This window comes from Paenibacillus lycopersici (assembly GCF_010119935.1).
GTDB lineage: Bacteria > Bacillota > Bacilli > Paenibacillales > Paenibacillaceae > Paenibacillus_Z > Paenibacillus_Z lycopersici.
Map to the genome: position 1 here is coordinate 992,452 of NZ_CP048209.1, position 22,480 is coordinate 1,014,931.

At 62.1% G+C, this 22,480-nt stretch carries 18 protein-coding genes and 1 pseudogene; 15 read left to right on the top strand and 4 right to left on the bottom strand.

The window, feature by feature from the left end; translation table 11 throughout:
- The first annotated feature begins 130 nt into the window (after positions 1–130).
- From GXP70_RS04410 to GXP70_RS04445, 8 genes are all read left to right on the top strand, one after another.
- Positions 131–1,348: a D-alanine--D-alanine ligase family protein gene (locus GXP70_RS04410; protein WP_162355352.1), complete on the top strand. Its 1,218-nt coding sequence runs from the start codon at positions 131–133 to the stop codon at positions 1,346–1,348.
- Positions 1,326–1,520, top strand: a complete 195-nt coding sequence (locus tag GXP70_RS04415) for a hypothetical protein (RefSeq protein WP_162355353.1) — start codon at positions 1,326–1,328, stop codon at positions 1,518–1,520. The genes GXP70_RS04410 and GXP70_RS04415 overlap by 23 nt, the downstream gene beginning before the upstream one ends.
- A gap of 303 nt (positions 1,521–1,823) precedes the next feature.
- Complete coding sequence (locus GXP70_RS04420) at positions 1,824–2,144, top strand: hypothetical protein (protein WP_162355354.1); 321 nt, start codon at positions 1,824–1,826, stop codon at positions 2,142–2,144.
- Complete coding sequence (gene uvsE / locus GXP70_RS04425; protein ID WP_162355355.1) at positions 2,141–3,142, top strand: UV DNA damage repair endonuclease UvsE; 1,002 nt, start codon at positions 2,141–2,143, stop codon at positions 3,140–3,142. Before GXP70_RS04420 ends, uvsE begins: the two co-directional genes overlap by 4 nt.
- A gap of 181 nt (positions 3,143–3,323) precedes the next feature.
- Positions 3,324–4,094: an enoyl-ACP reductase FabI gene (gene fabI, locus GXP70_RS04430; protein WP_162355356.1), complete on the top strand. Its 771-nt coding sequence runs from the start codon at positions 3,324–3,326 to the stop codon at positions 4,092–4,094.
- 267 nt (positions 4,095–4,361) lie between these two features.
- A complete protein-coding gene (locus tag GXP70_RS04435) occupies positions 4,362–5,216 on the top strand; it encodes an inositol monophosphatase family protein (RefSeq protein ID WP_162355357.1) in 855 nt (284 codons plus the stop codon).
- Positions 5,217–5,316: 100 nt separating this feature from the next.
- Positions 5,317–5,727, top strand: a complete 411-nt coding sequence (locus tag GXP70_RS04440) for a GntR family transcriptional regulator (RefSeq protein ID WP_162355358.1) — start codon at positions 5,317–5,319, stop codon at positions 5,725–5,727.
- Positions 5,724–6,446: a DUF5808 domain-containing protein gene (locus tag GXP70_RS04445; RefSeq protein ID WP_162355359.1), complete on the top strand. Its 723-nt coding sequence runs from the start codon at positions 5,724–5,726 to the stop codon at positions 6,444–6,446. Before GXP70_RS04440 ends, GXP70_RS04445 begins: the two co-directional genes overlap by 4 nt.
- 229 nt (positions 6,447–6,675) lie before the next feature.
- On the opposite strand, the gene GXP70_RS04450 is transcribed toward GXP70_RS04445, so the two are convergent.
- Positions 6,676–7,995, bottom strand: a complete 1,320-nt coding sequence (locus tag GXP70_RS04450) for a glutamate-1-semialdehyde 2,1-aminomutase (RefSeq protein ID WP_162355360.1) — start codon at positions 7,993–7,995, stop codon at positions 6,676–6,678.
- 208 nt (positions 7,996–8,203) lie between these two features.
- Positions 8,204–9,280, bottom strand: a complete 1,077-nt coding sequence (locus tag GXP70_RS04455) for an LCP family protein (protein WP_162355361.1) — start codon at positions 9,278–9,280, stop codon at positions 8,204–8,206.
- 251 nt (positions 9,281–9,531) lie between these two features.
- On the opposite strand from GXP70_RS04455, the pseudogene GXP70_RS04460 reads away from it, so the two are divergent.
- The 4 genes and pseudogenes from GXP70_RS04460 to bcp all read left to right on the top strand — a co-directional run.
- Positions 9,532–10,542 (top strand): annotated as a pseudogene (locus GXP70_RS04460) (ABC transporter ATP-binding protein); the annotation flags it as partial.
- Positions 10,543–10,817: 275 nt separating this feature from the next.
- Positions 10,818–11,612, top strand: a complete 795-nt coding sequence (locus GXP70_RS04465) for an ABC transporter permease (protein ID WP_162360288.1) — start codon at positions 10,818–10,820, stop codon at positions 11,610–11,612.
- A 7-nt stretch (positions 11,613–11,619) separates the two neighbouring features.
- Positions 11,620–12,411 (top strand): ABC transporter permease, encoded by a 792-nt coding sequence (locus GXP70_RS04470; RefSeq protein ID WP_162355362.1) that lies wholly within the window; start codon positions 11,620–11,622, stop codon positions 12,409–12,411.
- A gap of 27 nt (positions 12,412–12,438) precedes the next feature.
- Complete coding sequence (gene bcp, locus GXP70_RS04475) at positions 12,439–12,918, top strand: thioredoxin-dependent thiol peroxidase (RefSeq protein ID WP_162355363.1); 480 nt, start codon at positions 12,439–12,441, stop codon at positions 12,916–12,918.
- A gap of 214 nt (positions 12,919–13,132) precedes the next feature.
- Here the strand turns inward: bcp and GXP70_RS04480 are convergent, their stop codons facing one another.
- Both GXP70_RS04480 and GXP70_RS04485 read right to left on the bottom strand, forming a co-directional pair.
- Positions 13,133–13,987 (bottom strand): phosphotransferase, encoded by an 855-nt coding sequence (locus GXP70_RS04480; protein WP_162355364.1) that lies wholly within the window; start codon positions 13,985–13,987, stop codon positions 13,133–13,135.
- A 67-nt stretch (positions 13,988–14,054) separates the two neighbouring features.
- A complete protein-coding gene (locus tag GXP70_RS04485; protein ID WP_162355365.1) occupies positions 14,055–15,044 on the bottom strand; it encodes a phosphotransferase enzyme family protein in 990 nt (329 codons plus the stop codon).
- Positions 15,045–15,266: 222 nt separating this feature from the next.
- Here GXP70_RS04485 and GXP70_RS04490 point away from each other — a divergent pair, with 222 nt between their 5' ends.
- From GXP70_RS04490 to GXP70_RS04500, 3 genes are all read left to right on the top strand, one after another.
- Positions 15,267–16,301, top strand: a complete 1,035-nt coding sequence (locus GXP70_RS04490; protein WP_318652403.1) for an AAA family ATPase — start codon at positions 15,267–15,269, stop codon at positions 16,299–16,301.
- 351 nt (positions 16,302–16,652) lie between these two features.
- Positions 16,653–18,194 carry a DUF58 domain-containing protein gene (locus GXP70_RS04495; RefSeq protein ID WP_162355366.1) on the top strand — a complete coding sequence of 514 codons (1,542 nt, stop codon included), beginning with the start codon at positions 16,653–16,655 and terminating at the stop codon, positions 18,192–18,194.
- Positions 18,195–18,726: 532 nt separating this feature from the next.
- On the top strand, positions 18,727–21,246 hold the full coding sequence (locus tag GXP70_RS04500) for a transglutaminase-like domain-containing protein (RefSeq protein WP_162355367.1): 2,520 nt from the start codon (positions 18,727–18,729) through the stop codon (positions 21,244–21,246).
- Positions 21,247–22,480: the final 1,234 nt, after the last annotated feature.

Consider the following 22,480-nt stretch of genomic DNA (forward strand, 5'->3'; position numbering starts at 1 on the left):
TTTCTTCGGAACGAAACGCGCTGAGCCGCCGGAAGGAAGGCGACAGCCGGTTCACCCGGATGCGCTTCAAGCCCAGTGGAATGACAACCCGCCTGTGTGGGAAATTTATACGTAACCGGAGGATTGAATCATGGGGGAGAAAGTGCGCGTAGGACTGGTTTACGGAGGACGCTCCGGCGAGCATGAAGTTTCGCTGCAGACGGCCTTGGCGGTCATGAAGGCTTTTGATTACGACAAATACGAAATCCAACCTTTCTATATTTCAAAATCGGGCGAATGGCGCTCGGGGGATACCCTCCTAGCGCCGCCGTCCGATTTGGCCGTGCTGCGGCTTGCGGACGAAGACGCGGTCGTCGGCATGGATGCGCTTATGCCGGTGTTCGGCGGCGGTGCGGACGACGAAGAAGCGCCCCGCGCCGGCGCGCCGGCAGCGGCGTCGGTATCGGCCGTGCCGGCCGAAGTGCGGATCGCCTCCGCCACGTCGGCGGCGAACAATGTCGCGGAAGCCGCCGGCGACGGGGCAGGCCTTGACGTCGTGTTCCCGCTGCTGCACGGCACGTTCGGCGAAGACGGCACGATTCAAGGGCTCTTCGAGATGGCGAACATTCCGTACGTCGGCGCCGGCGTGCTCGCTTCCGCGGTCGGCATGGATAAGATCACGATGAAGAAGGTATTCGCCCAGGAAGGCTTGCCGCAGTGCATTTTCCGGTATTTCAACCGGACGCAGTGGGAGAAGGAGCAGTCGTTCTTCATCATGGAAATCGAGACGGCGCTCGGCTATCCCTGCTTCGTCAAGCCGGCGAACCTCGGCTCCAGCGTCGGCATCTCCAAGGCGCGCAACCGCGAGGAGCTGGTCGCGGCCGTCGAATTCGCCTTGCGCTACGACCGCAAGGTCATCGTCGAGGAGTTCGTGGACGCGCGCGAGATCGAGGTGAGCGTGCTCGGCAACGACGAGCCGCGGGCTTCCGTCGTCGGCGAGATCACGTCGTCCAGCGAGTTCTACGATTATAAAGCGAAGTACATCGACGGCAAGTCGATGATGCATATCCCGGCGAACGTTCCCGCGGAAGTGTCGGAGGCGGTGCGCGAGATGGCGGTCCGCGCGTTCCAGGCGATCGACGGCTCGGGACTGTCGCGCGTCGATTTCTTCCTGCGCAAGGAAGACGGCCAGCTGTTCATCAACGAAGTGAATACGATGCCGGGCTTTACGCCTTACAGCATGTACCCGCTCATGTGGAAGGAAAGCGGCGTGCCGTATGCGCAGCTCCTGGATACGCTGATTCAGCTGGCGATCGAACGCCATGCCGAGAAGCAGCGCATCGATTATGGCGGAGGAGATCCGGCTTAAGATCAAGCCGGATTTTCTGCTTCTGGCGCGTGAACGGGCTGCACTGCAATTTGCGGCTCTGCGAGAGTTTTACGAACCGTACGCGCCTTATACGGACGAAATGACCGTCAGGAACAAGGCAAGGAATCTGAAACGCCTTATTCCGGCGACAACGTCTCGGATGCAGGGCTGATTGGCCGAATAGCGACGCTGGGATTCGTTGCATTGCAGAAGACAGCCGATATGAGGGATTAGCGTTAACTGGGTTCGTAAGCTGCAGCACCGTCATATGCTAAGCAGCGGCCTGCTTGCAAGGTCTCTTGGGATCAGGGGCAGTATCGGGAATCGGGGAATCATCCACGGGTTGGTTTCACGGGCTGCCGGATGAACCCAGCAGCAGCGGCGTCGTACGAGCATATGCATCCGATGCAGGCTGTTGCCGTCTTGCCGGATTTCCGGCTGCGGGCTTCGCACGCAACACTTAAGGAGGGTTTCCATGGGATTCCAAACGGAGTTTAATTCGGTCTGCAAGTTCAAGTCCAACCAGGAATTGTACGAGCTGTTGGAATACGGCCGCGGCAAGATGGTCAAGAGCGGCTTCCGCGTCTTCCCGACCGGCCAGAAGGTGATCGCCTACACCCCGGAGAACGAAGCGATCGCTATCGTGCGCATTCTCGTGTCCATCGCCGAAATCAATTTTCAGGGCGAGGAAGTGACCGAGGTCGAGATGGAACTCGTGCGCAAGCTGACGGAGGAAGAAGCGCGCGTGCAGACGGCGCTCGCGTACGAAATGTTCTTCGGGGATCAGCAGGGATGATCGTCCGCTTCGGGTTCGTGGCGATGAGCGTGCTGCTGGAGAAAACATCCCCGTCGAGGACGATGACGTATGCCAATTTCGCCAAGCTGGACGACCGGGAGGCGGGCTTGCGGCGCCTTGAGCGGATCGCGGAAGAGAATCTGCGGACGACGCTGCGGATCATGAAGCATTGCGTCGGCCATGAGATCTACGTGTACCGTATGACGTCCAAGCTCATTCCGCTGGTCACGCATGACGCGTTCAAGGACTGGAACCCGTATCCCGCGCTCGAAGAGGCGTTCGCGGATATCGGGCGATACGCCAAGGCGAAAGGCATGCGGCTGTCGTTCCATCCCGATCACTTCTGCGTGTTCAGCACGCCGCGGCCCGAAGTGCTGGCCAAGTCGGCCGAAGATTTGAATTACCATGTCGCGATGCTGGAGCATATGGGGCTTGACCCGTCCACGAAGTGCAACATCCATGTCGGGGGCGCTTACGGGGACAAGCCCGCCTCGCTGGAACGGTTCATCCGCCAGTTCGGCGCGCTGGAGGACAGGCTGCGCGAACGCGTGACGCTGGAGAACGACGACAAGACCTTCACCGCGCGCGAGACGCTGGCGGCCGCCGAGGCCGTCGGCGCGCCGATGGTGCTCGACATTCACCACCATGCGGTCAACGACGGCGGCGACGGCGAGGCGGCGCTGCACGGCGAGCTGTGGCCGCGCATCCTGCGCACGTGGAACGGGCCCGATGGACGGCCGCTGCCACTCGCGCCGAAGCTGCATGTCTCGAGCCCGAAGAGCGAACGCGACCCGCGCGGCCATGCGGACAACGTCGAGGCCGGCCCGCTGCTTCGCTTCCTGCAGGGAATCAATGGCTCGGTTCCGCGGCTCGACGTCATGATCGAAGCGAAGATGAAGGACGCCGCGCTGCTGCGGCTGATGGACGACATGCGCCGGCTGGAGGCGGAAGGCGAGGCGGTCCGCGTCATCGACGGCGGCAGCATCGAGATTATATAGCGGCCGGCAGCGGCTCATAACGAAGTGCCAGGCGGCGCAGGATCGGCCTTCAACGAAGGCTTGATCTTTTGCGCCGCTTACGTTATTTTTGGTAAAGGAAGCGCTGTCATTTCGGCATTTTTGCACCCTGGTCCTACTTCCGAATCGGCACCACCATTCAAGCGGAGAGGATTGTGATTCAATGAACGGTTTATTGGCAGGGAAGAATATGCTCGTGATGGGCGTAGCGAACGACCGCAGCATCGCCTGGGCGATCGCGCAGTCGCTGGCGGCGCAAGGCGCGCGCCTCGCGTTCACGTACGAGAGCGAGCGGGTCGAGGAGCGGGTGCGCAAGCTCGCGGACACGATTCCGGGCTCGATTCTGCTGCCGTGCAACGTCACGGCGGACGAAGAGATCGAAGGGCTCGCGGCGCAGATCCGGGAGAGCTTCGGCGTCCTTCACGGCCTCGTGCACAGCATCGCGTTCGCGAAGACGGAAGAACTGGAGGGCATGTTCGTCGACACGTCGCGCGCCGGCTTCGCGCTTGCGCACGATATCAGCGCCTACTCGCTGACGGCGGTCGCCCAGCGGTTATATCCGCTCATGACCGAAGGCGGCAGCATCATGACGATGACGTATCTCGGCGCGGAACGCGCGCTCCGCAACTATAATGTCATGGGCGTCGCCAAAGCCGCGCTGGAAGCGTCCGTCCGCTACCTCGCCGCTGATCTCGGCCCGCACGGCATCCGCGTCAACGCGGTTTCCGCCGGCCCGATCCGGACGCTGGCGGCCAAAGGCATCAAGGACTTCAACGCGATTTTGCGGCAGGTCGAGGAGAAATCCCCGCTGCGCCGAACGACGGACGCCTCCGAGGTCGGCGACACGGCGATGTTCCTGCTGAGCCCGCTGTCGCGCGGCATTACGGGCGAAGTGATCTATTGCGATAACGGGTATCATATCGTCGGCGTCTAGAAGCGGCGGGGTACAAGCTGCATATGCATTCGATTCCCGGCTGGCCGGAAGCGTCGCGATCGACGCCCCGGCCGGTCTTTGTTTGGGGCGCCATTTGTGCGGTCATCTGGAAAATGTTAAACTTGAAGGCATGGCAAAGCGAGGGACGGCGGGGCATATGAACCGATTTTGCGGCCAAGCGTCCCGGTCCGACGAAACTTTGAGCGCCATGCTCCGTATAGTAGTTAAGGCAATGATGAATTTCATAGGAAAGTAGCGTGATATGCCGTGAACGCTGGGAATGACATCCCTGTGATCGGGGGCAAGAGCTTCACCGCCGTCGCCATCAATTGCGCGGCCAAGGCCGGTGAATGGATCAAGACGAAGCTTGGCAACCATACAAGCCTATCGATAAAGTACTCCGCGCAGGATCTTGTGACGGAAGTGGATAAAGGCGCGGAAGCGATGATCCGCAATTTGATCGCGACGCATTTTCCCCAGCACTCGTTTCTGGGAGAGGAAGGCGTCGAGCCTGGACCGGAAGCGTCTACGAAAGCGCTGCAAAGCGTGCGGGACGCCGAATACCTATGGGTCGTCGATCCGGTCGACGGCACGACGAATTTCGTCCATGGGTTTCCGTTCTTCTCGGTTTCCATCGCGCTTGCGTACCGCGGCGAGGTGATCGTCGGCGTGGTGTACGACCCGATGCGAGACGAGCTGTTCGTGGCGGAGAAGGGCAAGGGCGCTTACGTGCGCGGCCGCCGCATGGCCGTCTCCGACGAGGCGACGCTGCGGGAGAGCCTGCTTGCGACAGGCTTCCCGGCCGATCCGAACTACGCCCAGCCGCTTAACATGAAGCAGCTGCAGGCGATCGCGCCGCAGGTGCGCAACGTCCGCTCGGCCGGTTCGGCGGCGCTGCACATGGCCTACGTGGCCGCAGGCCGGATGAGCGGCTTCTGGGAGATCGGGTTGAACTCCTGGGATCTCGCAGCAGGCTCGCTGCTCGTGAAGGAATCGGGCGGCACCGTGACGGATCTGCAAGGCGGCGATTACCATCTCGGCGTTCGCCATGTCGCGGCATCCAACGGCCGCATGCATGATGAACTCCTGAACGCCCTTCAGCAGGCGGAAGCCGGCAGCTGACCGAGGAACGTCTCTCATTCCGTCCGCATATGACGGGAGAAGAGGCGTTCTTTTGCATAAGCTAGCCTAAGAGCGCTGTCGGATGAGGGAGGCTGGCGGGATGTTCATCGAGCTTGACGTGCAGGGCGATGTGCCGCTTCACGAGCAGATCGCGCAGCAGATTATCGCGGGGATCGCAGCGGGGGTATTAAAGCCGGGCAAGACGCTTCCGTCGGCCAAGCGGCTGGCGTCGGATTTGCGCATCAAATCGCAAACCGTGCATAAGGCTTACCGCAGCTTGTTGGCGGACGGATTCCTGGTGGAGCGTTACGACGGCAGGCTCGGCATGCTCGTGCCGCCGAAGGAAGAGATGCCCCGGCTGACGGAGCGGTTCATGGATCGCATGCATGACCGGCTGCGCGCGCTGGCGGCGGAAGGCAGGGCGAGAGGGATGACCGAGGCCGAGTTCAGCAGAGCCTGCGTGGCCATCTACCGCAGCGATTTATCGAGGATGGGAGATTCACTGGAATGACGGACGTATCGAATGACCGGAGAGGCACGCTTTCGCCGCGCTGGTATTGGCTGCAGGCGCTGCTGATCGCAGGTTCCGCGCTGACGGCGGCGCTGCTGTGGCGGGACATTCCGACGACGGTGACGACGCACTACAATTTCCGGTTCGAGCCGGACGGTTTCGGAGCCAAAAGCTGGGGAACCGTCTTCCTGCTCAATATCGTGCAGCTGTGCCTGCTCCTGACGATGCTGGGCACGAACGCCGTTATCGCGCGGACGACGAGCGTCCAAGCGTCGGATAAAGGGGAGAACGAGGCGAAGCGGCGCGAATTCCGGTTCGTGAACAGCGTGTTCCTCTACGGCTTGTCGCTGCTGCTGACCGCGTTCTTCAGCTACATACAAGCGACGATGCTCTACGGATGGCCGAGCCGGGTCTTGGCTGTCGTGACCGTGCTGGTGATGCTGCTCGTGATCGGCGGCATCGTCGGCCTGACCGTGACGGTACGACGGCTCGGCTTGCAGGAGCAAGGCAGCGGAGACGGCGAAGGAGCGGCCGGGGGCGCACACTGGCTGGCGGGAGGCGGGCTGTATTATAACCCGCGCGATCCCGCCGTCTTCGTCCCGAAGAAATACGGCATCGGATGGACGGTCAACTTCGGCCGCCCGGTGGGGTGGGTCGTCGTCGGCACGCTCATTCTGATCCCGTTCGCCATCGTGACGCTTGTCGCGCTCATGACATGACGGCGTAGACCGCAGGGCAAGGAAGGCGATCATGCAGGCACGAACGACGGAGATCCCAAAATAAAAACGCCTATTCCCCGGCAGACGGCCAGCTGCGATGAGCGGCCGTCCTGCGGCGGCTACGCGCTTTCACCGCATGTTACGGTGCGAGCTGCGTAGCCGCGCTTCGGGGGATAGGCGTTATTGACGTTGTTGGCGTTGTTGAGGCGGCTGGACGCGGATTAAGCAGCTAGCCCTTCATGACCGAGAAGGCATGCTCGGCAGCCGCGATCGTGGCGGCGATATCGTCGTCGGTATGCGCGGTCGTCAAGAACCATGCTTCGTACTTGGAAGGCGCCAGGCAGATGCCCTGATCCAGCATCAAGCGGAAGAACTGCGCGAAGCGCTCGCCGTCCGTATCCTGCGCCTCGTCGTAGTTCGTGACGGGGTGGCTGCAGAAATGCGCGGAGAACGAGCCGCGGATGCGGTTGATCGTCAGCGGGATGCCGTGGCGGTCCGCCGATGCCTGCAGCGCGGCCGCCAGCGCGGCCGCCTGCGCATCCATGCGGTCGTACGCGCCGGGCTGCCGCAGCACGTCCAGGCAGGCGATGCCTGCCGAGATGGAAGCCGGGTTGCCGGCCATCGTGCCCGCCTGATAGGCCGGGCCGAGCGGCGCGACCTGCTCCATCACGGCTTTGCGGCCGCCGTAGGCGCCGATCGGCAGCCCGCCGCCGATGATCTTGCCGAGCGCCGTCAGATCGGGCTCGATGGCGGCATGGTCCGGGAACGCGGCGTACGTCTGCGCCCCGCCGTAGTGGAACCGGAAGGCACTGATGACTTCGTCGTAGATGACGAGCGCGCCGGCCTCGCGGGTCATGCGGCAAAGCCCTTCGAGGAAGCCGGGCTCCGGCATGACCATGCCGAAGTTGCCGACGATCGGCTCCACCATGACGGCCGCGACGTCGCCGCCGAACGTGTCCAGCGCCGTGCGCAGGCCGTCCAGGTCGTTGAACGGCACGGTAATGACCTCGCTGGCGATGCTGGCCGGCACGCCGGCGCTGTCGGGAATGCCGAGCGTCGACGGGCCGGAGCCGGCCGCGACGAGCACGAGATCGGAATGGCCGTGGTAGCAGCCGGCGAATTTGATGATTTTGCTGCGCTTCGTGTAGGCGCGCGCGACGCGGATCGTCGTCATGACGGCTTCCGTGCCGGAGTTGACGAAGCGGACCTTATCGAGCGACGGAATCGCTTCTTTCAGCATGCGGGCGAGGGTGATTTCCAGCTCCGTCGGCGTGCCGTAGAGCGTGCCGTTCGCGGCGGCCGACGAGATGGCCGCCGTAATATGCGGGTGCGCATGGCCCGTAATGATAGGTCCGTACGCGCACAAATAATCGATGTAGCGATTGTCGTCGACGTCCCAGAAATGCGCGCCTTGGGCGCGTTTCATGAAGACGGGCGCTCCGCCGCCTACGGCTTTGAACGAACGCGAAGGGCTGTTGACGCCTCCGACGATATGTTGAAGCGCTTCGGCGTAGAGTGCCTCCGAGCGCGGGCGATGCGTGGTGGACATGGGCAGTGCCTCCTCTGAGTCATGAAGTCTTCATTATAGCTATCCTTGTCCCGCTCTACGTTAGACCGCTCGAGCGGTTAAGTCCTGTCAGCCGCCGAATCGGCACAAGAAGGAAAATCGCAATTCCTATTGTACCTCTGCCGCGCCGGACAATACAACCAAAGAGGGAGCGGCCGATCGCACCGGCTGCTCCCTTCTGGCTGTAAGCTTATTTGCTGTCGTTCGCGGTATTGCCGCTATTCGCGCCAGCAGGCGCTCCGTCGTCCTGCACGGTCGCATCGGTGGAAGCGGCGGTCGTCGTATCCTTCGCCAGCTCATCCTGCACGAACTTCAGTACTTCGTCTTCGTCGGAAATCGCCAGCACGGAGGCGCCGCCGACTTTCTCGCCGCTGATCAGCTCCATCGGAGGCACCTGCGCCTGGCCCGCGATGTGGCTGCTCACGCCGAGCTGGCCCAGCTTGAGCATGTCGGTTACGCCGATGTTCGTCTTCACGTAGCCGTCGACGCTGTCGACGATTTTTTTCATTTTGAGCAGGTTCCAGCCGTTCTTCATCTTGTCGGCGACGGCGCCGAGCAGCTTGCGCTGGCGCTCCGTGCGCGTAAAGTCGCTCAGGGCGTCATGGCGGAAACGAACGTACTGCAGCGCCTTCGTGCCGTCCAGATCCTGAACGCCTTTCTTGAGATGGATGTCGTACCGGTTGCCGTCCGCGTTGTCGACATAGTTCATGTCTTTCTCGACGTCGAAGTTCTGAATGCCGCCGATCGCATCGATGACGGACTTGAATCCTTCGAAGTCGGTGTACACATAATATTGGATATCGAGCCCGAGGATGCCGCCGATCGTCTGCATGGCGAGATCGGGTCCGCCCGCCGCGAACGCCGTGTTAATGCGGTCGTTGCCATGCCCCGGGATGTTCACGTACGTATCGCGAAGGACGGAGAACAGATGGATGTCCTTCTTGAGCGGGTCGAGCGAGACGACCATCATGGAATCGGAGCGCGCTTTCTCGTTCTCCTGCAAGCCCCGGTTATCGCCGCCCATGATCAGAATGTTCACGCGTTCCTTGCCTTCCCACTCGGGAGGCTTCTCGGCCGTCGTCACTTCGTAACCGGTGAATTTAGGATCGGTTGTCGGCTGGCTTAATTTATCGAGTCCGTTATAAGTGCCGTATACCTCGTAGACCAGAAACCCGGCGACCGCCAAAATCACGACGGATACGCCTAGCAGCACCCATCTCCAGGGTCTTTTTCGTTTCGGTTGTTTCGGTTGCTTTGCGCGCGCCATATGCGTTGTAGTTCCTCCTTGTAATCGATCCGAACGGCCGAGGAGAAGATCCGTTAGCGGAACATAAGAATAGGCTTGGTTGATAGATTGCTGTCGCATGCTGCAGAGTGACTAACGTTAAGAAACGGTATGGCATTACATATCATAAAATTATAAAATGGATTGTCGTAGAGAATCAAGTTTTATCTGATAGAAACGAATAGACCGGATATTTCCTAGGAAATGTCGAAAGGGAGGAGCCGGGAAGCAAAATGCTGGCGATCGACGTACAAGATTTAAGAAAGCAATTCCAGGTGCAGAAGAACCGCGAAGGTCTCGGAGGCGCGCTGAAGGATCTGTTCAAACGCGAATACAACCAGATCACCGCGGTGAAAGATATCAGCTTCCGGATTCCGCAGGGCGAGATTTGCGGCTACATCGGCGAGAACGGAGCGGGCAAGTCGACGACGATCAAAATGCTGACGGGGATCCTCGTGCCGACCTCGGGACACCTGATGGTAAACGGCTTCGTGCCTTATAAAGACAGGGAAAAGTTCGTGCGCGGGATCGGCGTCGTGTTCGGTCAGCGCAGCCAATTATGGTGGGATATCGGCGTTATCGAATCGTTCCGGCTGCTCCGCAAAGTGTACCGGGTGCCGGAGCCGGAATTTCGCGAGCGGCTAGATGAATTGGTGGAACGTCTACAATTGGGGGAACTGCTTAACCGCCCCGTAAGGAAGCTGAGCCTCGGTCAGCGGATGCGCTGCGAGCTGGTCGCGTCGCTGCTGCACAACCCGTCGATCCTGTTCCTGGACGAGCCGACGATCGGCCTTGACATTGTCGTGAAGACGGAAATCCGCGAATTCTTAAAAAAAATTAATCGAGAGCAGGGCACCACGATTTTGCTGACGACCCATGATTTGCAAGATATCGAGGCGCTCTGCTCGCGCGTCATCATGCTTGACGACGGCCGGGTCATTTACGACGGCGGTCTGGACGAGCTGAAAGCCCGCTGGAGCAAAGGGCGGGAGCTGCAATTCCAGTTCGGCGACCAGCCGTCGCTGGACGCGCTGCGAAGGCTGACGGAAGGCCTCGGCGGCGTCGAGTGGAGCATCGACAACGAGCTGACGGCCACGATGTGGCTGCCGCATGCCGTCAACGTCTCGGAGGCGCTGGCCCGCGTCGTCGGCGGCAGTTCGGATATCCGCGACATCAAGATCATGGAGACGAACACGGATGAGATCGTCCGCGAAATTTATTCGTCCGGCTCGGCGTCGACCGAAGCGGCCGCGATGCTGAAGCCGGATGCGGACGGCGGGTCGCCGGATGCAGTCGAGCCGTTAGTCGGACCGTCAGCCGAACCGTCAGTCGAGCCGTCTGCCGGACCATCAGTCGAACCGTTAGTCGGACCGTCCGGACCTTCATCCGAACCATCAGCTGAACCGTCTGCCGGCCTTCCCGCCGATTCCCCCGCCGCATCTTCCGGCCGGCCTGCGCAGCAGCAGGAGAGAATTCCCGTCGGCGCCGGCGCGTCCTCCGAGAAGGAGCCGAAGTCATGATGAACAGCGCGTATCTGGACTTGATCCGCATCCGCTTCCTGATGATGCTGGCGTACCGCGTCAACTATTACAGCGGGATCGTTATTTACACGATCAACATCGGCGCGTACTATTTTCTATGGGAAGCGATCTACGGCGAGCAGAAGCTGCTGGCCGGCTTCACGCTGGCGCAGATGACGACGTACGTCGCGGTCTCCTGGATGGCGAGGGCGTTCTACTTCAATAACCTCGACCGCGAGATCGCGAACGACATCCGCGACGGCAGCGTCGCCGTGCAGTTCATCCGCCCGTACAACTACTTGTTCGTCAAGCTGATGCAGGGGTTCGGCGAAGGGCTGTTCCGCCTCCTGCTGTTCATGGGGCCGGGCCTTGCCCTCGTCTGTTTGATTTTTCCGGTGAAGCTGCCGGCGGATCCGGGGATCTGGGCGATCTACCTCATTATGCTGCTATTCAGTTTTCTTATTAATACGCAAATCAACATGCTTGTAGGCTTATTTGCGTTCTTCGTGGAGAATAACGAGGGCATGCTGCGCATGAAGCGGGTGCTCGTCGACTTGTTCTCGGGCGTCATCGTGCCGATTTCCTTCTTCCCGGGCTGGCTCGCCGTGACGATGAAATGGCTGCCTTTTCAAGCGATTACGTATTTGCCGAGCTCCGTCTTCACCGGCCGCATCGGGGGATCTGCGATTGCGCGCGTGCTGGGCATTCAAGCCGTCTGGTTCGTTCTGCTGATTATACCGATCGCCTTGGTGTGGCGGCAGGCGCGGACGCGGCTGTTCGTACAAGGGGGTTGAGGAAGCCATGTTCTATATGTCGCTAGCCGCGGAGTATATGAAAAACTACGTCAAAACCAAGCTGACTTACCGCGCGGATTTCTGGGTGGAAGTGCTGTCGGACCTGCTGTTCCAGGCCGTCAATCTGATCTTCATCCTCATCGTGTTCCGGCATACGCCGACGCTCGGCGGCTGGACCGAGGCGGAAGTGGTGTTCGTGTACGGCTACTTCATGGTGCCGTCGGGCATTTTCGGCGCGCTCTTCAACATTTGGAACTTCAGCGAACGGTATATCGTCAAGGGCGAGATGGACCGGGTGCTGACGCGGCCGGCGTATAACCTGTACCAGGTGCTGCTCGAGAATCTCGACCCGCCTTCGCTCTTCGGCTCGGTCATCGGCCTTGTCATCATGATTCTGAGCTGGGGCGATCTCGGACTGGTTTTCCATCTGACGGACGTCCTGATGCTGGCGGCGTTCACGGTCGGATCGGTGATGATCTACGCGGGCATCTTCACGTCGCTGACGGCGATTTCGTTCTACTCCGACGCGCCGACGGGCATTCTGCCGTTAATGTACAACATTTCGAACTACGGCCGGTATCCGGTCAACATTTATAATCGCATCATCCGGTTCTTCCTGACGTGGATGCTGCCGTTCGCGTTCGTCGGCGTCATTCCGGCTTCGTATTTCCTGGGGCGGAACGAGACGGGCTTGTCGAATTTGGCGCCGTACACGCCGCTCATGGGCGTCGTCGTCCTGGGCATCGGGCTGTTCATTTGGAATCACGGGGTTAAACGGTACCGGGGCGCCGGTTCGTAACATTTATTTCGAAGGGGAAATGAAACGATGGCAGCAATCAAACCGAAAGCGGTCGTGGGGAAAAAGGCGCCGGATTTCACGCTTCCGGCCATGGGCGGGCGCGAAGTGCGCCTCAGCGATTATTCCGGCCGCAAGGTCGTCATCTTCTTCTATCCGAAGGATCTGACGCCGGCCTGCACGCAGCAGTCCTGCGATTTCCGCGACGCGTACGCGGAGTTCGGCAAGCATAATACGGTCGTGATCGGCATCAGCAACGACCCGGCGGAGCGGCACGAGAAATTCGCCGCCAAGTACGAGCTGCCCTTCGAGCTGCTGGCGGACACGGAGCATAAAGTCTGCGAGCTGTACGGCGTCTGGCAGCTGAAGAAGCTGTACGGCCGCGAATATATGGGGCTCGTGCGCTCGACTTTCCTGATCGACGAGAAAGGCAAGCTGGTGCGCGAATGGCGCAACCTGCGCGTGAAGGGCCATGTGCAGGATGTGCTGGATGCGGTGCAGGCGAAGTAGCATAGGCGAACAGGCGAGCAGGCTTCGTACGGCGTCGCGCGGCGTGCAGGAAGCGTTCGTCCGATTCTGTTCGTTCATGCACCAGGCAGCGCCATACCGCATTCGCGCACGTCCGCAGTAACCAAACGAGGAACCTCCGGGAACGGGCTAACGCCGTTCTGCCGATGAGGTTCCTCGTTTTTTATGGCCCATCGTCGTTCATAGCCATCGCCGTTCATGAGCTCCTGCCGTCCGGGACCAGCTTCGTCCACGCGGTCCACGCTTCCCGATAACGGTCGAAATCCCCGCCATGATGCGTCAGGCAGGTCGAAATCCGGAAGTACAGCGCCATCAGCATGTCTTCGATCAGCTCGTGCTGATGGGCCGGGGCCAGTCCTGCGCGCCGAACCGCCTCAACGAGAACCGGGAGATGCAGATCATCCGGCGACGAGCAGAAGGCGTACAGCAGATCGTACAAGGGCCGGCCGATCTGGGGCAGCGGATCGATGACGCCTTGAAGCCGTCCGCCCTGGAACAGGAAGTTGTGAACGCCGAAATCCCCGTGCAGCACGTACCTTGGCTGCCGCGACAGCCGGTCGCTTCTGCGCGATTGAATCGCCGGGACAAGTTCATGATCCGCTTCGCTCAGGCGTTCTCCGATAACGGACCGAGCGTAGGCGATATCGCCGGCGATGCTCGCCGGATCTTCCACCCATGCGAACGGATCGGCCTTGTCCGGCTGCACGTAGCGGCTGATGATCCGATCGGTCAGCGCCGCCATCAGTTCCGGCTTCGACTTGCGGTCGTAGCTCGTATCGCCGGGGAGGAACTCATAAATATAGTATCGGTAATCCGGATCGATGCAGCGGATGGACGGAAACAGTTCAATGTCCGGATAATGGCGGTAGAACCGCGTTTCGGCGGCGATGACTTCGGGTTCATTGGCTTTGACGACATACAGGCGCGGATTGTCCGAATTGCCGATGACCCTGACCGTGCTATTGGTACCGCCTTGCAGCTCGCTCCATCGATCTACTGCCTGCGGCAGCGCCTGGGCGTCGAAGATCTCTTGCAGCAGTTTATCTATCAAAAGGTTTCACCTCGATTCTCCATGAATATGACGAGGGGGATAAGCCGCCATGGTTGCTGGGAGCGTGCTAGAACGCGTACAGCACTTCTCTGCCGGCCAGGAAATCGGGGGCGAGTGTGCTGCAGACGTTGGCGGCGTCGGCTTTGATCCACTGGTTCTTCCCGGGATGATGAATGACGAACACGTAGCTGATGAAAATATCCATAAAGATTTGGCCTTCGATATAGCGGATATCATCGGACGCGAAGGCGGTTTGCGACGCGTAGCCGTCCAGGAATGTCTTGCGCAGCTCGGGCTTCAGCATGGAACAAGCGCTGCCCAAATCGAACAAGTAATAGCCATGGCCGAACAGGCCGAAATCGATCAGCGAGGGGCTGCCCTCTTCTTCCGAGACAATGATGTTGCCGAGTTGAAAATCGGCATGCACGTAGCCTTTGGAGCCTTCTCTTGCATCCAGTTCGGCCAGCTGAAGCTTGACTGTGGCCAGCACCTCTTCAATGACGGTTAAATCTTCAGGCGCAATGACGCCTCCGCTCGCCCCGATTCGCAGTTCAACCAGCGCCTCGTCGATGCGATCAGCGTCATAAGCCGGCCGCCGCAGCTCCAGTGGCGGCGATGATTGCAAGAACCGATGAAGCTTGGCCACGTTTTGCCCCAGACGGTAGACGATCCGTTCCGCGTCCTCTTCCTGCAGCGTAAGCGTCGAGCCGTCGATCCATTCCAACAGCGTGGCGTACGTGGGGCCATGCCGGTCGGAGATATATTCGGTGATCATGCCGCCGGCCAGATTGGCGACGGGCTTCTGGACGTTCAGCACGTTCGCTTGTCCGATGGTCTGCAGGAACAGCATCTCGGCATGCAATCCGTCCCAGGTGTGCTGCTGCCCGGACAGGCCGTCGGCGACCGATTTGTGAATGCGCAGCACGTAACGGCGGTTGTCGGCGGGGGTGGTGATCTTGAACGTCATGTTCTCGTTATGCCGGATGAAATCGATGATCGGGTTGTCGAACGAATAGTGCAGCAGAGCTTGCTCGGCTTCGCGCAATTCATGCTGCAAGGCACTCATCTCCCATGTAAGCGATTAGCAGAATTATATCATTTTCAGCGTAGCGCATAGACTGCTATAGCCAAAAAATACCGGAGTGTGCTGCTTGGAAACGACCTTCGGTGAAAGACGCCGCCGATTTTCGGTGCCGCATCAGGTGTAAAGGGGAGGATTGCTGGCGAAACTAGCAGATAGAACGTTTCAATAGGATGGAAGAGTAGGAGATGATCCGTAATGATACCTAATCCGCAGCAAAAGGAAACGGGATCCGGCGAGCCCTTGCGCGCGCCGAATCCGGATATGTGGCCCGAAGCCGCGCAGCAATCGCTGCAGCTGATGCTGGCGCGGGTGAACGGCGTGCTGCTGGGCAAAGAGCAGGTCGTGTCGCGGGTGTTCAGCGCGCTGCTGGCCGGCGGGCATGTGCTGCTCGAGGATGTGCCAGGGGTCGGCAAGACGCTGCTCGTGCGCGCTATTGCCCGGGTAATAGGCGGCGAATTCCGCCGCATTCAGTTCACGTCGGACATGCAGCCGGCGGATGTCGTCGGCGGGATGGTGTGGGACGGGAAGCGGGGAGAGCTCGTCTTCCGGCAAGGGCCTTTGATGGCGAACGTCGTGCTTGCCGACGAAATCAACCGTACCCCGCCGCGCACGCAATCCGCGCTGCTGGAGGCGATGGAAGAGCGCAGCGTGTCGGCCGATGGCGAGACAAGGCCGCTGCCGGTGCCGTTCATGCTGCTCGCGACCCAGAATCCGCTGCGCGACGACGGTACGTACCCGCTGCCCGAAGCGCAGCTTGACCGGTTCATGATGCGGCTGACGATCGGCTATCCTGCGCCGGAGGACGAGATCGGCATGCTGGCATCGGGCCGTCAGCGGTTGTTGCCGGAGCTGCTGCGCCCGGTCATCGTGCCCGAGGAATGGATGCGCATGCAGAAGGATGCGCAGTCCGTGCACGTCCATCCGGCGCTCCTGGCTTATGCGGTGCACATTGTCGGGGCGACCCGCGCGTCGCAGGAGCTGCAGCTCGGCGCGAGTCCGCGCGCAACGCTGGACTGGATTCGCGCGTCGCAGGCGGCGGCGTACGTGGCGGGGAGAAGGTACGTGGTGCCGGACGACTTGAAGCAGACGGCCGAGCCCGTGCTGGCACATCGGCTGCTGATGCGGGACGAGGCCTGGGTGCAGGGAAGAACTCCCGCCAAGGTGCTGGAGGATATCCTCGCCGCGGCTCCCGTGCCGATGCCGGCCTCCGAAGGCGGGCGGCGGAGATGAGGTTGGGACGATGAGATTGGGAGGATGCGTGGGAAGAGGAGGACGGAAAGATAAGAGCGGGAAGATAATAGATGGATCGCCAATGAAGCGGTGCGGCAATCGTAGCTAGTCGGAGAGACGAGGCAGAGGGATCGGGCCTGAGGGAAACAGGATAACAGAGGGAAAGCCGGAACTTGGGCAAGGTTGAAGCAGAGGGAAAGTCGGGCAGGGGGAAGTCGAAACAGGGTAAGGTCGGGGCAGAGCAATCGTCGAAACTAATGGAAGCTGAAACAGGGATTAGAACGAAGAAAGCTGTTCGCGGGAATTCGGCTGGGACGGATGGCTTCTCGCGACTGGGAAGGCGGTGGGATCGTGAGCACGGCGGGTAAGTCGAAGAGAACGAATCGATTGAAGCGGGCCGGCGCAGCCGGAGCGGGCACGGCGAAGAACATAACGGGGCCGGCAGGGACCGGGAATAAGCATGCTGTCGCTGCGCCAGGCGGAGAGGCCGAGAAGCAGGACGGCGCGCTTCCGCCGGTATCGGGCGCTGCCAGGCTGCGAAGCCGGATCATGACCCGAATATGGGCCGCGATCCTGCTCGGCATCGGGATTTTCGCGCTTGTCGAGCGCGGCGGCGCGGTCGAATGGTTGTTCGCGGCCGTCGTGCTGCTGTCCGCGGGGGCCGGTTTGCTGCTCCCTTATGCAGCGCTTGGCCGCATAAGGGCGGAACGAATCGTGCATGACGCCGGCAGCCTGGCGGACGGCGGCGAGATGCGCGTCACGCTGCAGCTGCAGTTAAGCCGCCGCATGCTGCCGTTCATGTGGGTGTGCGTGCAGGAAGAACTCGTCGACGCGTGCGCGGCGCAAGGCGTTCGCGTTCAGGTCGCGCGCGCGCTGCTTCCCGGCTTCAGCCGGCGATTGACGTTGGATTATACCGTCGTCGGGCTGCTGCGGGGAGAGCTGACCTTCAGCCGCTTGACCGTCACGGCGGGCGATTTGACTGGCTTGACGATGCGGACGGTTGTCGTCGCCTGTCCCGGGCAAGCGATCGTGAAGCCTGCCGCGCCGGCAGGCGAGGAGCTCGGCGAGCTGCCGGGCTTCGAGGCGGCGCAGGCCAGGAGGGGCATGCAGCCTGTCTCCGTCTTCGGCGGCCAGATGATGGCCGCGGCATCCCGGCTGCGCCGGGACGGCGCTGGTCCGGAGCTGCGCGGATACATCCCGGGCGATTCGCTGCGGCGGATCGATTGGCGCGCGATGGCACGGGGACTCGGCATGCAGACGCGGATGAACGAGGCGGCCGAAGCCGGAACCGTCATTTTGCTGCTGGAGACCTCATCGGCTGCGTACGGGAAGGACAGAAGGCTGTTCGACGCCAACGCGGGCCGCGCCGCCGCCATGATGAAGCAGGCGCTGCGGGAGGGGAAACGGGTGAAGCTGCTGACCAATTCGGAGACGGCAAGCGTCATCTATGACGGCGATTCCGGGTCGGAGCCCGGAGAGGCCGTAATCCGCCTCGCGCGGCTTCGGCCGGACGCGGCGGTCAAGCCGATGTCGCAGCGGTTGTCCGATATCGTCGCGGGGGCTCCCGGAGGGGCCGCGGTGATCTGCTTGACGGCAGGAACAACGGGAAGCGCCGACGCGATCGCCAGGCCTTCGAGCGATCCCGGCAATATTACGTACGGCGCCAAGCTGGCGGGCGTAAGAGGCATTCGGCTGCAGCTGCTGCTGTCCGTCCCGGCCGGAGGCGGCGATGCCGCGAGAAGCTGGCAGGAGCGGCTTCAAGGCACGGGCTGCCTCGTCAAGGCGCTGCCGATGTCCGAACGGTTCGGAAGCGTCAAGCCGGCCGTGGAGCATGCTTCCGTCAGCTCCGGAAGAGAGAGGAGCGGGACGCATGTCGAAGCAGCGGGAGGATAAGCTTGGTCCAAGATTCGCCGAGCCCGGGAACGCCGGCATACCGGCGACAGCCGCTGGAGCCAGATCTGGAGGTGGAACCGGATCTGCAGGAGGAACAAGATGCGGGATGGTAGCGGGAAGGGGAGCGTCAGATGCATTAACGGCGGGGAGCGGACAGGCAGAGGAGGCATGCGTGAAGCAAGCCGCGGCTGAAGCGGCGGCGGCGGGCGAAGGTGCGTCGGTCAATGCCGGGCCATCGGCGCTGCCGCCCGCGCAGGCCGGTTCAGCTGGAGGCACAAGGGTAGGGACAGCAATAAGTAGGAAAGCGTCAGGTGTAGTAACAGCGGAGAGCGGACAGGCAGAGGAGGCATGCGTGAAGCAAACCGTGGCTGAAGCGGCAGCGGCGGGAGATGGAGCTGCGGTCAATGCCGGGCCATCGGCGCTGCCGCCCGCGCAGGCCGGTTCAGCTGGAGGCACAAGGGTAGGGACAGCAATAAGTAGGGAAGCGTCAGGTGCAGTAACAGCGGAGAGCGGACAGGCAGAGGAGGCATGCGTGAAGCAAGCCGCGGCTGAAACGGCGGCGGCGGGAGATGGAGCTGCGGTCAATGCCGGGCCATCGGCTCAGCCGCCCGCTCAGGGCGGTTCAGCGCGAGCGTCCAAGCGCGCGGAGGAGCGGGAAGGGCTGCATTTCTTCCGGCTCGGCCTCAGACGATTGATGACGAGCTTGCTGCTGTACGGCTTGATCATCGAGTGGCTGCTGCCGCTGGAACAATTGAAGGCGTACACGGAGTTGTACCAGATCAGCCCGCTGCTCGCGGCCGTCGGGCTGTTCCTCGCCGTAGGGCTGTTCGTGCCGCCGACATGGGCCGCGCTGCTTCTGAACGGCTGCGTCGCCCTCGGCGCGGTGCTCGTTTTGTTCCAGCCCCATTACGGCTCGTTGTCCCAGTCGATGCAGGGGCTCATTCATGCCGCACGTCATGATGCGCTCGGCATTGCGCATGGCCGGTTCATGCTTACCGGAGAAATGCGGACCTTGCTGCTGATCAGCGGCCTCGGGATGATGGCGATCGCCGTCCAGTCCTTGATGTGGCTTCGGCAGTGGGGTCTTGGCTTGACCGCGCTGACGGCCGTCTATTTGCTGCTATTGTACGGATTTACGGGGATGGACGTGTTCCCCGGCCTGCTGCGGGCATGCGCGGAAGGCTTGCTGCTCAGCGCGCTCGTGACCGCGCCGCGCATCGAACGGCTTGCGGGCATGCCGGATTTGTTCGCCAAGAGCGGGTTTGGCGGCTGGCCGCGAGGCTGGTGGGGCGGCGCGTCATGGCTGGCGGCGCTCATCGTGCTCGCGAGCGTCGGCGCGGCGTGGGGCTGGTCCGGCGGAACGGCGACGGAGCAGGCGCCTTGGGCGGCGGAGGCGATCAAATGGGGCGAGAACCGCATGGAAATGGCCGACGGCAGCGCGGCTCCCGCAACGACGACGGCGCAGGAGGCGATGGCGGAGTCCGGCTTGGACGGATCGGGGAAGACGGGCTACGGTTTCGACGACCGTCGTCTCGGCGGTCCGCTGACCCCGGACGCGACCGTTCTGTTCACGGTTGCGTCGGCGGAAGCCGGGTATTTGCGCGGCGACAGCGAAGCCTACTACAGCGGGCAGGGCTGGGAGCAGGATGACCACGATTGGCAGAAAAGAACCGTGACGAACCCCTCCGGCAAGCAGGACGCAGGCGTATTCGTCCAGACGGTGACGCCTGTCCGGCCGACCGTCGGGTATCCGTTGTTCGCCGGAGGCGCGGATTCGCGCATCACGGCGCTAAAGCTGCGGCGTTCGCCCAAGAACGACAGCGGCAGGTATTGGCAGGACGCGTCCACCGGCGCCTTGTACACGTCCGGCGATGAAGACCAGGTCGTGCAATACACGGTCGAGACGACGGTGCCGAACGGAGCGGGAGCGCGCGGCGCCGAGGGCGGCGCTGAAGGCTCGCCGCCGCTGACGGAACGGCAGGAACGCGCGTATACGCAGCTGCCGGCGGGTCTGCCGGCGCGGATCGGCGAGCTTGCGGCGCAGATCATCAAGGATGCCGGCCAGCCGACGGACCGTTACGCGCAGGCGGAAGCGATCGTCGATTATTTGAAGGCGAACTATCCGTACACGCTGACGAATACGCAAGCGCCCGAAGGGGGAGCGGATCTCGTCGACGATTTTCTGTTCCGGCAAAAGCAAGGGTACTGCGTGCATTTTGCCTCCGCGCTGGCCGTGATGCTGCGTACGCAGGGTATTCCCGCGCGGTACGTGAAAGGTTTTGCGCCGGGCGAGCTTGGCGAGCCGGCGGAGGGAGGCGGAGCCTCCCTGTACACCGTGCGCGCGAGCGACGCGCATGCATGGGTGGAGGTGTGGTTTCCGGGCGTCGGCTGGCTGTCCTTCGAGCCGACGCCGGGGTTTGCGGCACCGGACAGCGGTGCCGCCGGCGAAGCCGCCTCGTCCGCGCCGGCGGGCGAGGGGGCGCAGCCGGATGCCGCCGCCGCGGGCGACGCGCCGGCGGCTCGCGGCGCCGATGCCCGGGGCTTCGCCGGGCACTTGGCCGCGCAGCTGCGCGCGGCCGCGGCGCGCGGCGCCGATGCGCTCGCGGACGCTGGCCGCGGCGCGCTGGCTTCGCCGCCGTGGGCCAAGGCGGCATGCGCCGCGGTCGTTACCGGCGCGGCCGGGCTCGCGCTGGCGGCGCGCCGCCAGCGCGAACGCTTCGCGTTCGGCTGGGCGCTGCGCCGGTACGGCAGCGCCCTGAAAGCGGGCCGGCATACCGCGGCCCGCAGCCAATTCCTCCAGCTCGCGGACGCCTTGTGGCGCGAGCTGTACAAGCAGTGCGGCGCGAAGCCCCCGCACCGCACGGCGCGCGAATATACGGCGGCGCTGCGCTTGCCGCCGACGGCTGCGCCGCTGGTCGCGGAATTCGTGCGCTGGGATGAAGAGGCGCGGTTCGACGCGTTCGCGCCGCGCCTGCCGACGCAGCAGCAAGTGGCGGAGCTCATCGCCGGCCTCGCCGTCGTGAAGCCGCGCGAGCCGCAAGGAACGCCATAGAGCCAACGTGCCAAGAGCCGCGGATTCCTGCCGGAGGGCAGGGATTCGCGGCTTTTTGGGCGAGGAACATCGAAATTCCTTCCGACAGGAAGGATTTCGATGTTTTCATAAGCAGCTTTGCAAAGAACCATTATTCGAAATGCTCTCGAAAGTTGCCGCCGCGGCTGGATTTTGCGCCAGTACCGAGCAAAATGCCCGCAAAAGTTGCCGCAGTGGCAGGATTCCGCGCCAGACCCGGGTGAATGAGCCGCAAAAGTTGCCGCAGTGGCAGGATTTCGCGCCAGACCCGGGTGAATGAGCCGCAAAAGTTGCCGCAGAGGCAGGATTCCGCGCCAGACCCGGGTGAATGAGCCGCAAAAGTTGCCGCAGAGGCAGGATTTCGCGCCAGACCCGGGTGAATCAGCCGCAAAAGTTGCCGCAGAGGCAGGATTCCGCGCCAGACCCGGGTGAATGAGCCGCAAAAGTTGCCGCAGAGGCAGGATTCCGCGCCAGACCCGGGTGAATGAGCCGCAAAAGTTGCCGCAGTGACAGGATTCCGCGCCAGACCCGGGTGAATGAGCCGCAAAAGTTGCCGCAGTGGCAGGATTTCGCGCCAGACCCGGGTGAATTAGCCGCAAAAGTTGCCGCAGAGGCAGGATTCCGCGCCAGACCCGGGTGAATGAGCCGCAAAAGTTGCCGCAGAGGCAGGATTTCGCGCCAGACCCGGGTGAATGAGCCGCAAAAGTTGCCGCAGAGGCAGGATTCCGCGCCAGACCCGGGTGAATGAGCCGCAAAAGTTGCCGCAGAGGCAGGATTCCGCGCCAGACCCGGGTGAATGAGCCGCAAAAGTTGCCGCAGTGACAGGATTCCGCGCCAGACCCGGGTGAATGAGCCGCAAAAGTTGCCGCAGAGGCAGGATTTCGCGCCAGACCCGGGTGAATGAGCCGCAAAAGTTGCCGCAGCGGCAGGATGTCGCGCCGGAACCGGGCGAATCATATGCTTTTCACGGCGCGGAGCTACAAATTCCTGCCTGCGGGAGCTTTGACGGCACTGCCTGCGGAGCCCCTATCCCAGTACACGGATTCGAATATCTTCGTAAAAAGGATCTCGACATCCACTTTGCAGTGAATGTCGAGATCCTTTCGCGTACTCAATGGGATGTTCCTATGACAATGACATGCCAACACCGATAGGCTATCCCTTTGTTCACGATGGCAGCGAGTCCGCAGAAAAGCCAACTGCGTCCGCAGATCTA

Excerpts from the sequence above, each read along its gene's own strand:
- GXP70_RS04465 (WP_162360288.1), top strand. The coding sequence starts at position 10,818 with ATGAACAGCGCGTATCTGGACTTGATCCGCATCCGCTTCCTGATGATG.
- GXP70_RS04455 (WP_162355361.1), bottom strand. The coding sequence starts at position 9,280 with ATGGCGCGCGCAAAGCAACCGAAACAACCGAAACGAAAAAGACCCTGG.
- GXP70_RS04410 (WP_162355352.1), top strand. The coding sequence starts at position 131 with ATGGGGGAGAAAGTGCGCGTAGGACTGGTTTACGGAGGACGCTCCGGC.
- GXP70_RS04415 (WP_162355353.1), top strand. The coding sequence starts at position 1,326 with ATGGCGGAGGAGATCCGGCTTAAGATCAAGCCGGATTTTCTGCTTCTG.
- GXP70_RS04470 (WP_162355362.1), top strand. The coding sequence starts at position 11,620 with ATGTTCTATATGTCGCTAGCCGCGGAGTATATGAAAAACTACGTCAAA.
- GXP70_RS04440 (WP_162355358.1), top strand. The coding sequence starts at position 5,317 with ATGTTCATCGAGCTTGACGTGCAGGGCGATGTGCCGCTTCACGAGCAG.
- bcp (WP_162355363.1), top strand. The coding sequence starts at position 12,439 with ATGGCAGCAATCAAACCGAAAGCGGTCGTGGGGAAAAAGGCGCCGGAT.
- GXP70_RS04445 (WP_162355359.1), top strand. The coding sequence starts at position 5,724 with ATGACGGACGTATCGAATGACCGGAGAGGCACGCTTTCGCCGCGCTGG.
- fabI (WP_162355356.1), top strand. The coding sequence starts at position 3,324 with ATGAACGGTTTATTGGCAGGGAAGAATATGCTCGTGATGGGCGTAGCG.
- GXP70_RS04420 (WP_162355354.1), top strand. The coding sequence starts at position 1,824 with ATGGGATTCCAAACGGAGTTTAATTCGGTCTGCAAGTTCAAGTCCAAC.
- GXP70_RS04490 (WP_318652403.1), top strand. The coding sequence starts at position 15,267 with ATGATACCTAATCCGCAGCAAAAGGAAACGGGATCCGGCGAGCCCTTG.
- GXP70_RS04450 (WP_162355360.1), bottom strand. The coding sequence starts at position 7,995 with ATGTCCACCACGCATCGCCCGCGCTCGGAGGCACTCTACGCCGAAGCG.
- uvsE (WP_162355355.1), top strand. The coding sequence starts at position 2,141 with ATGATCGTCCGCTTCGGGTTCGTGGCGATGAGCGTGCTGCTGGAGAAA.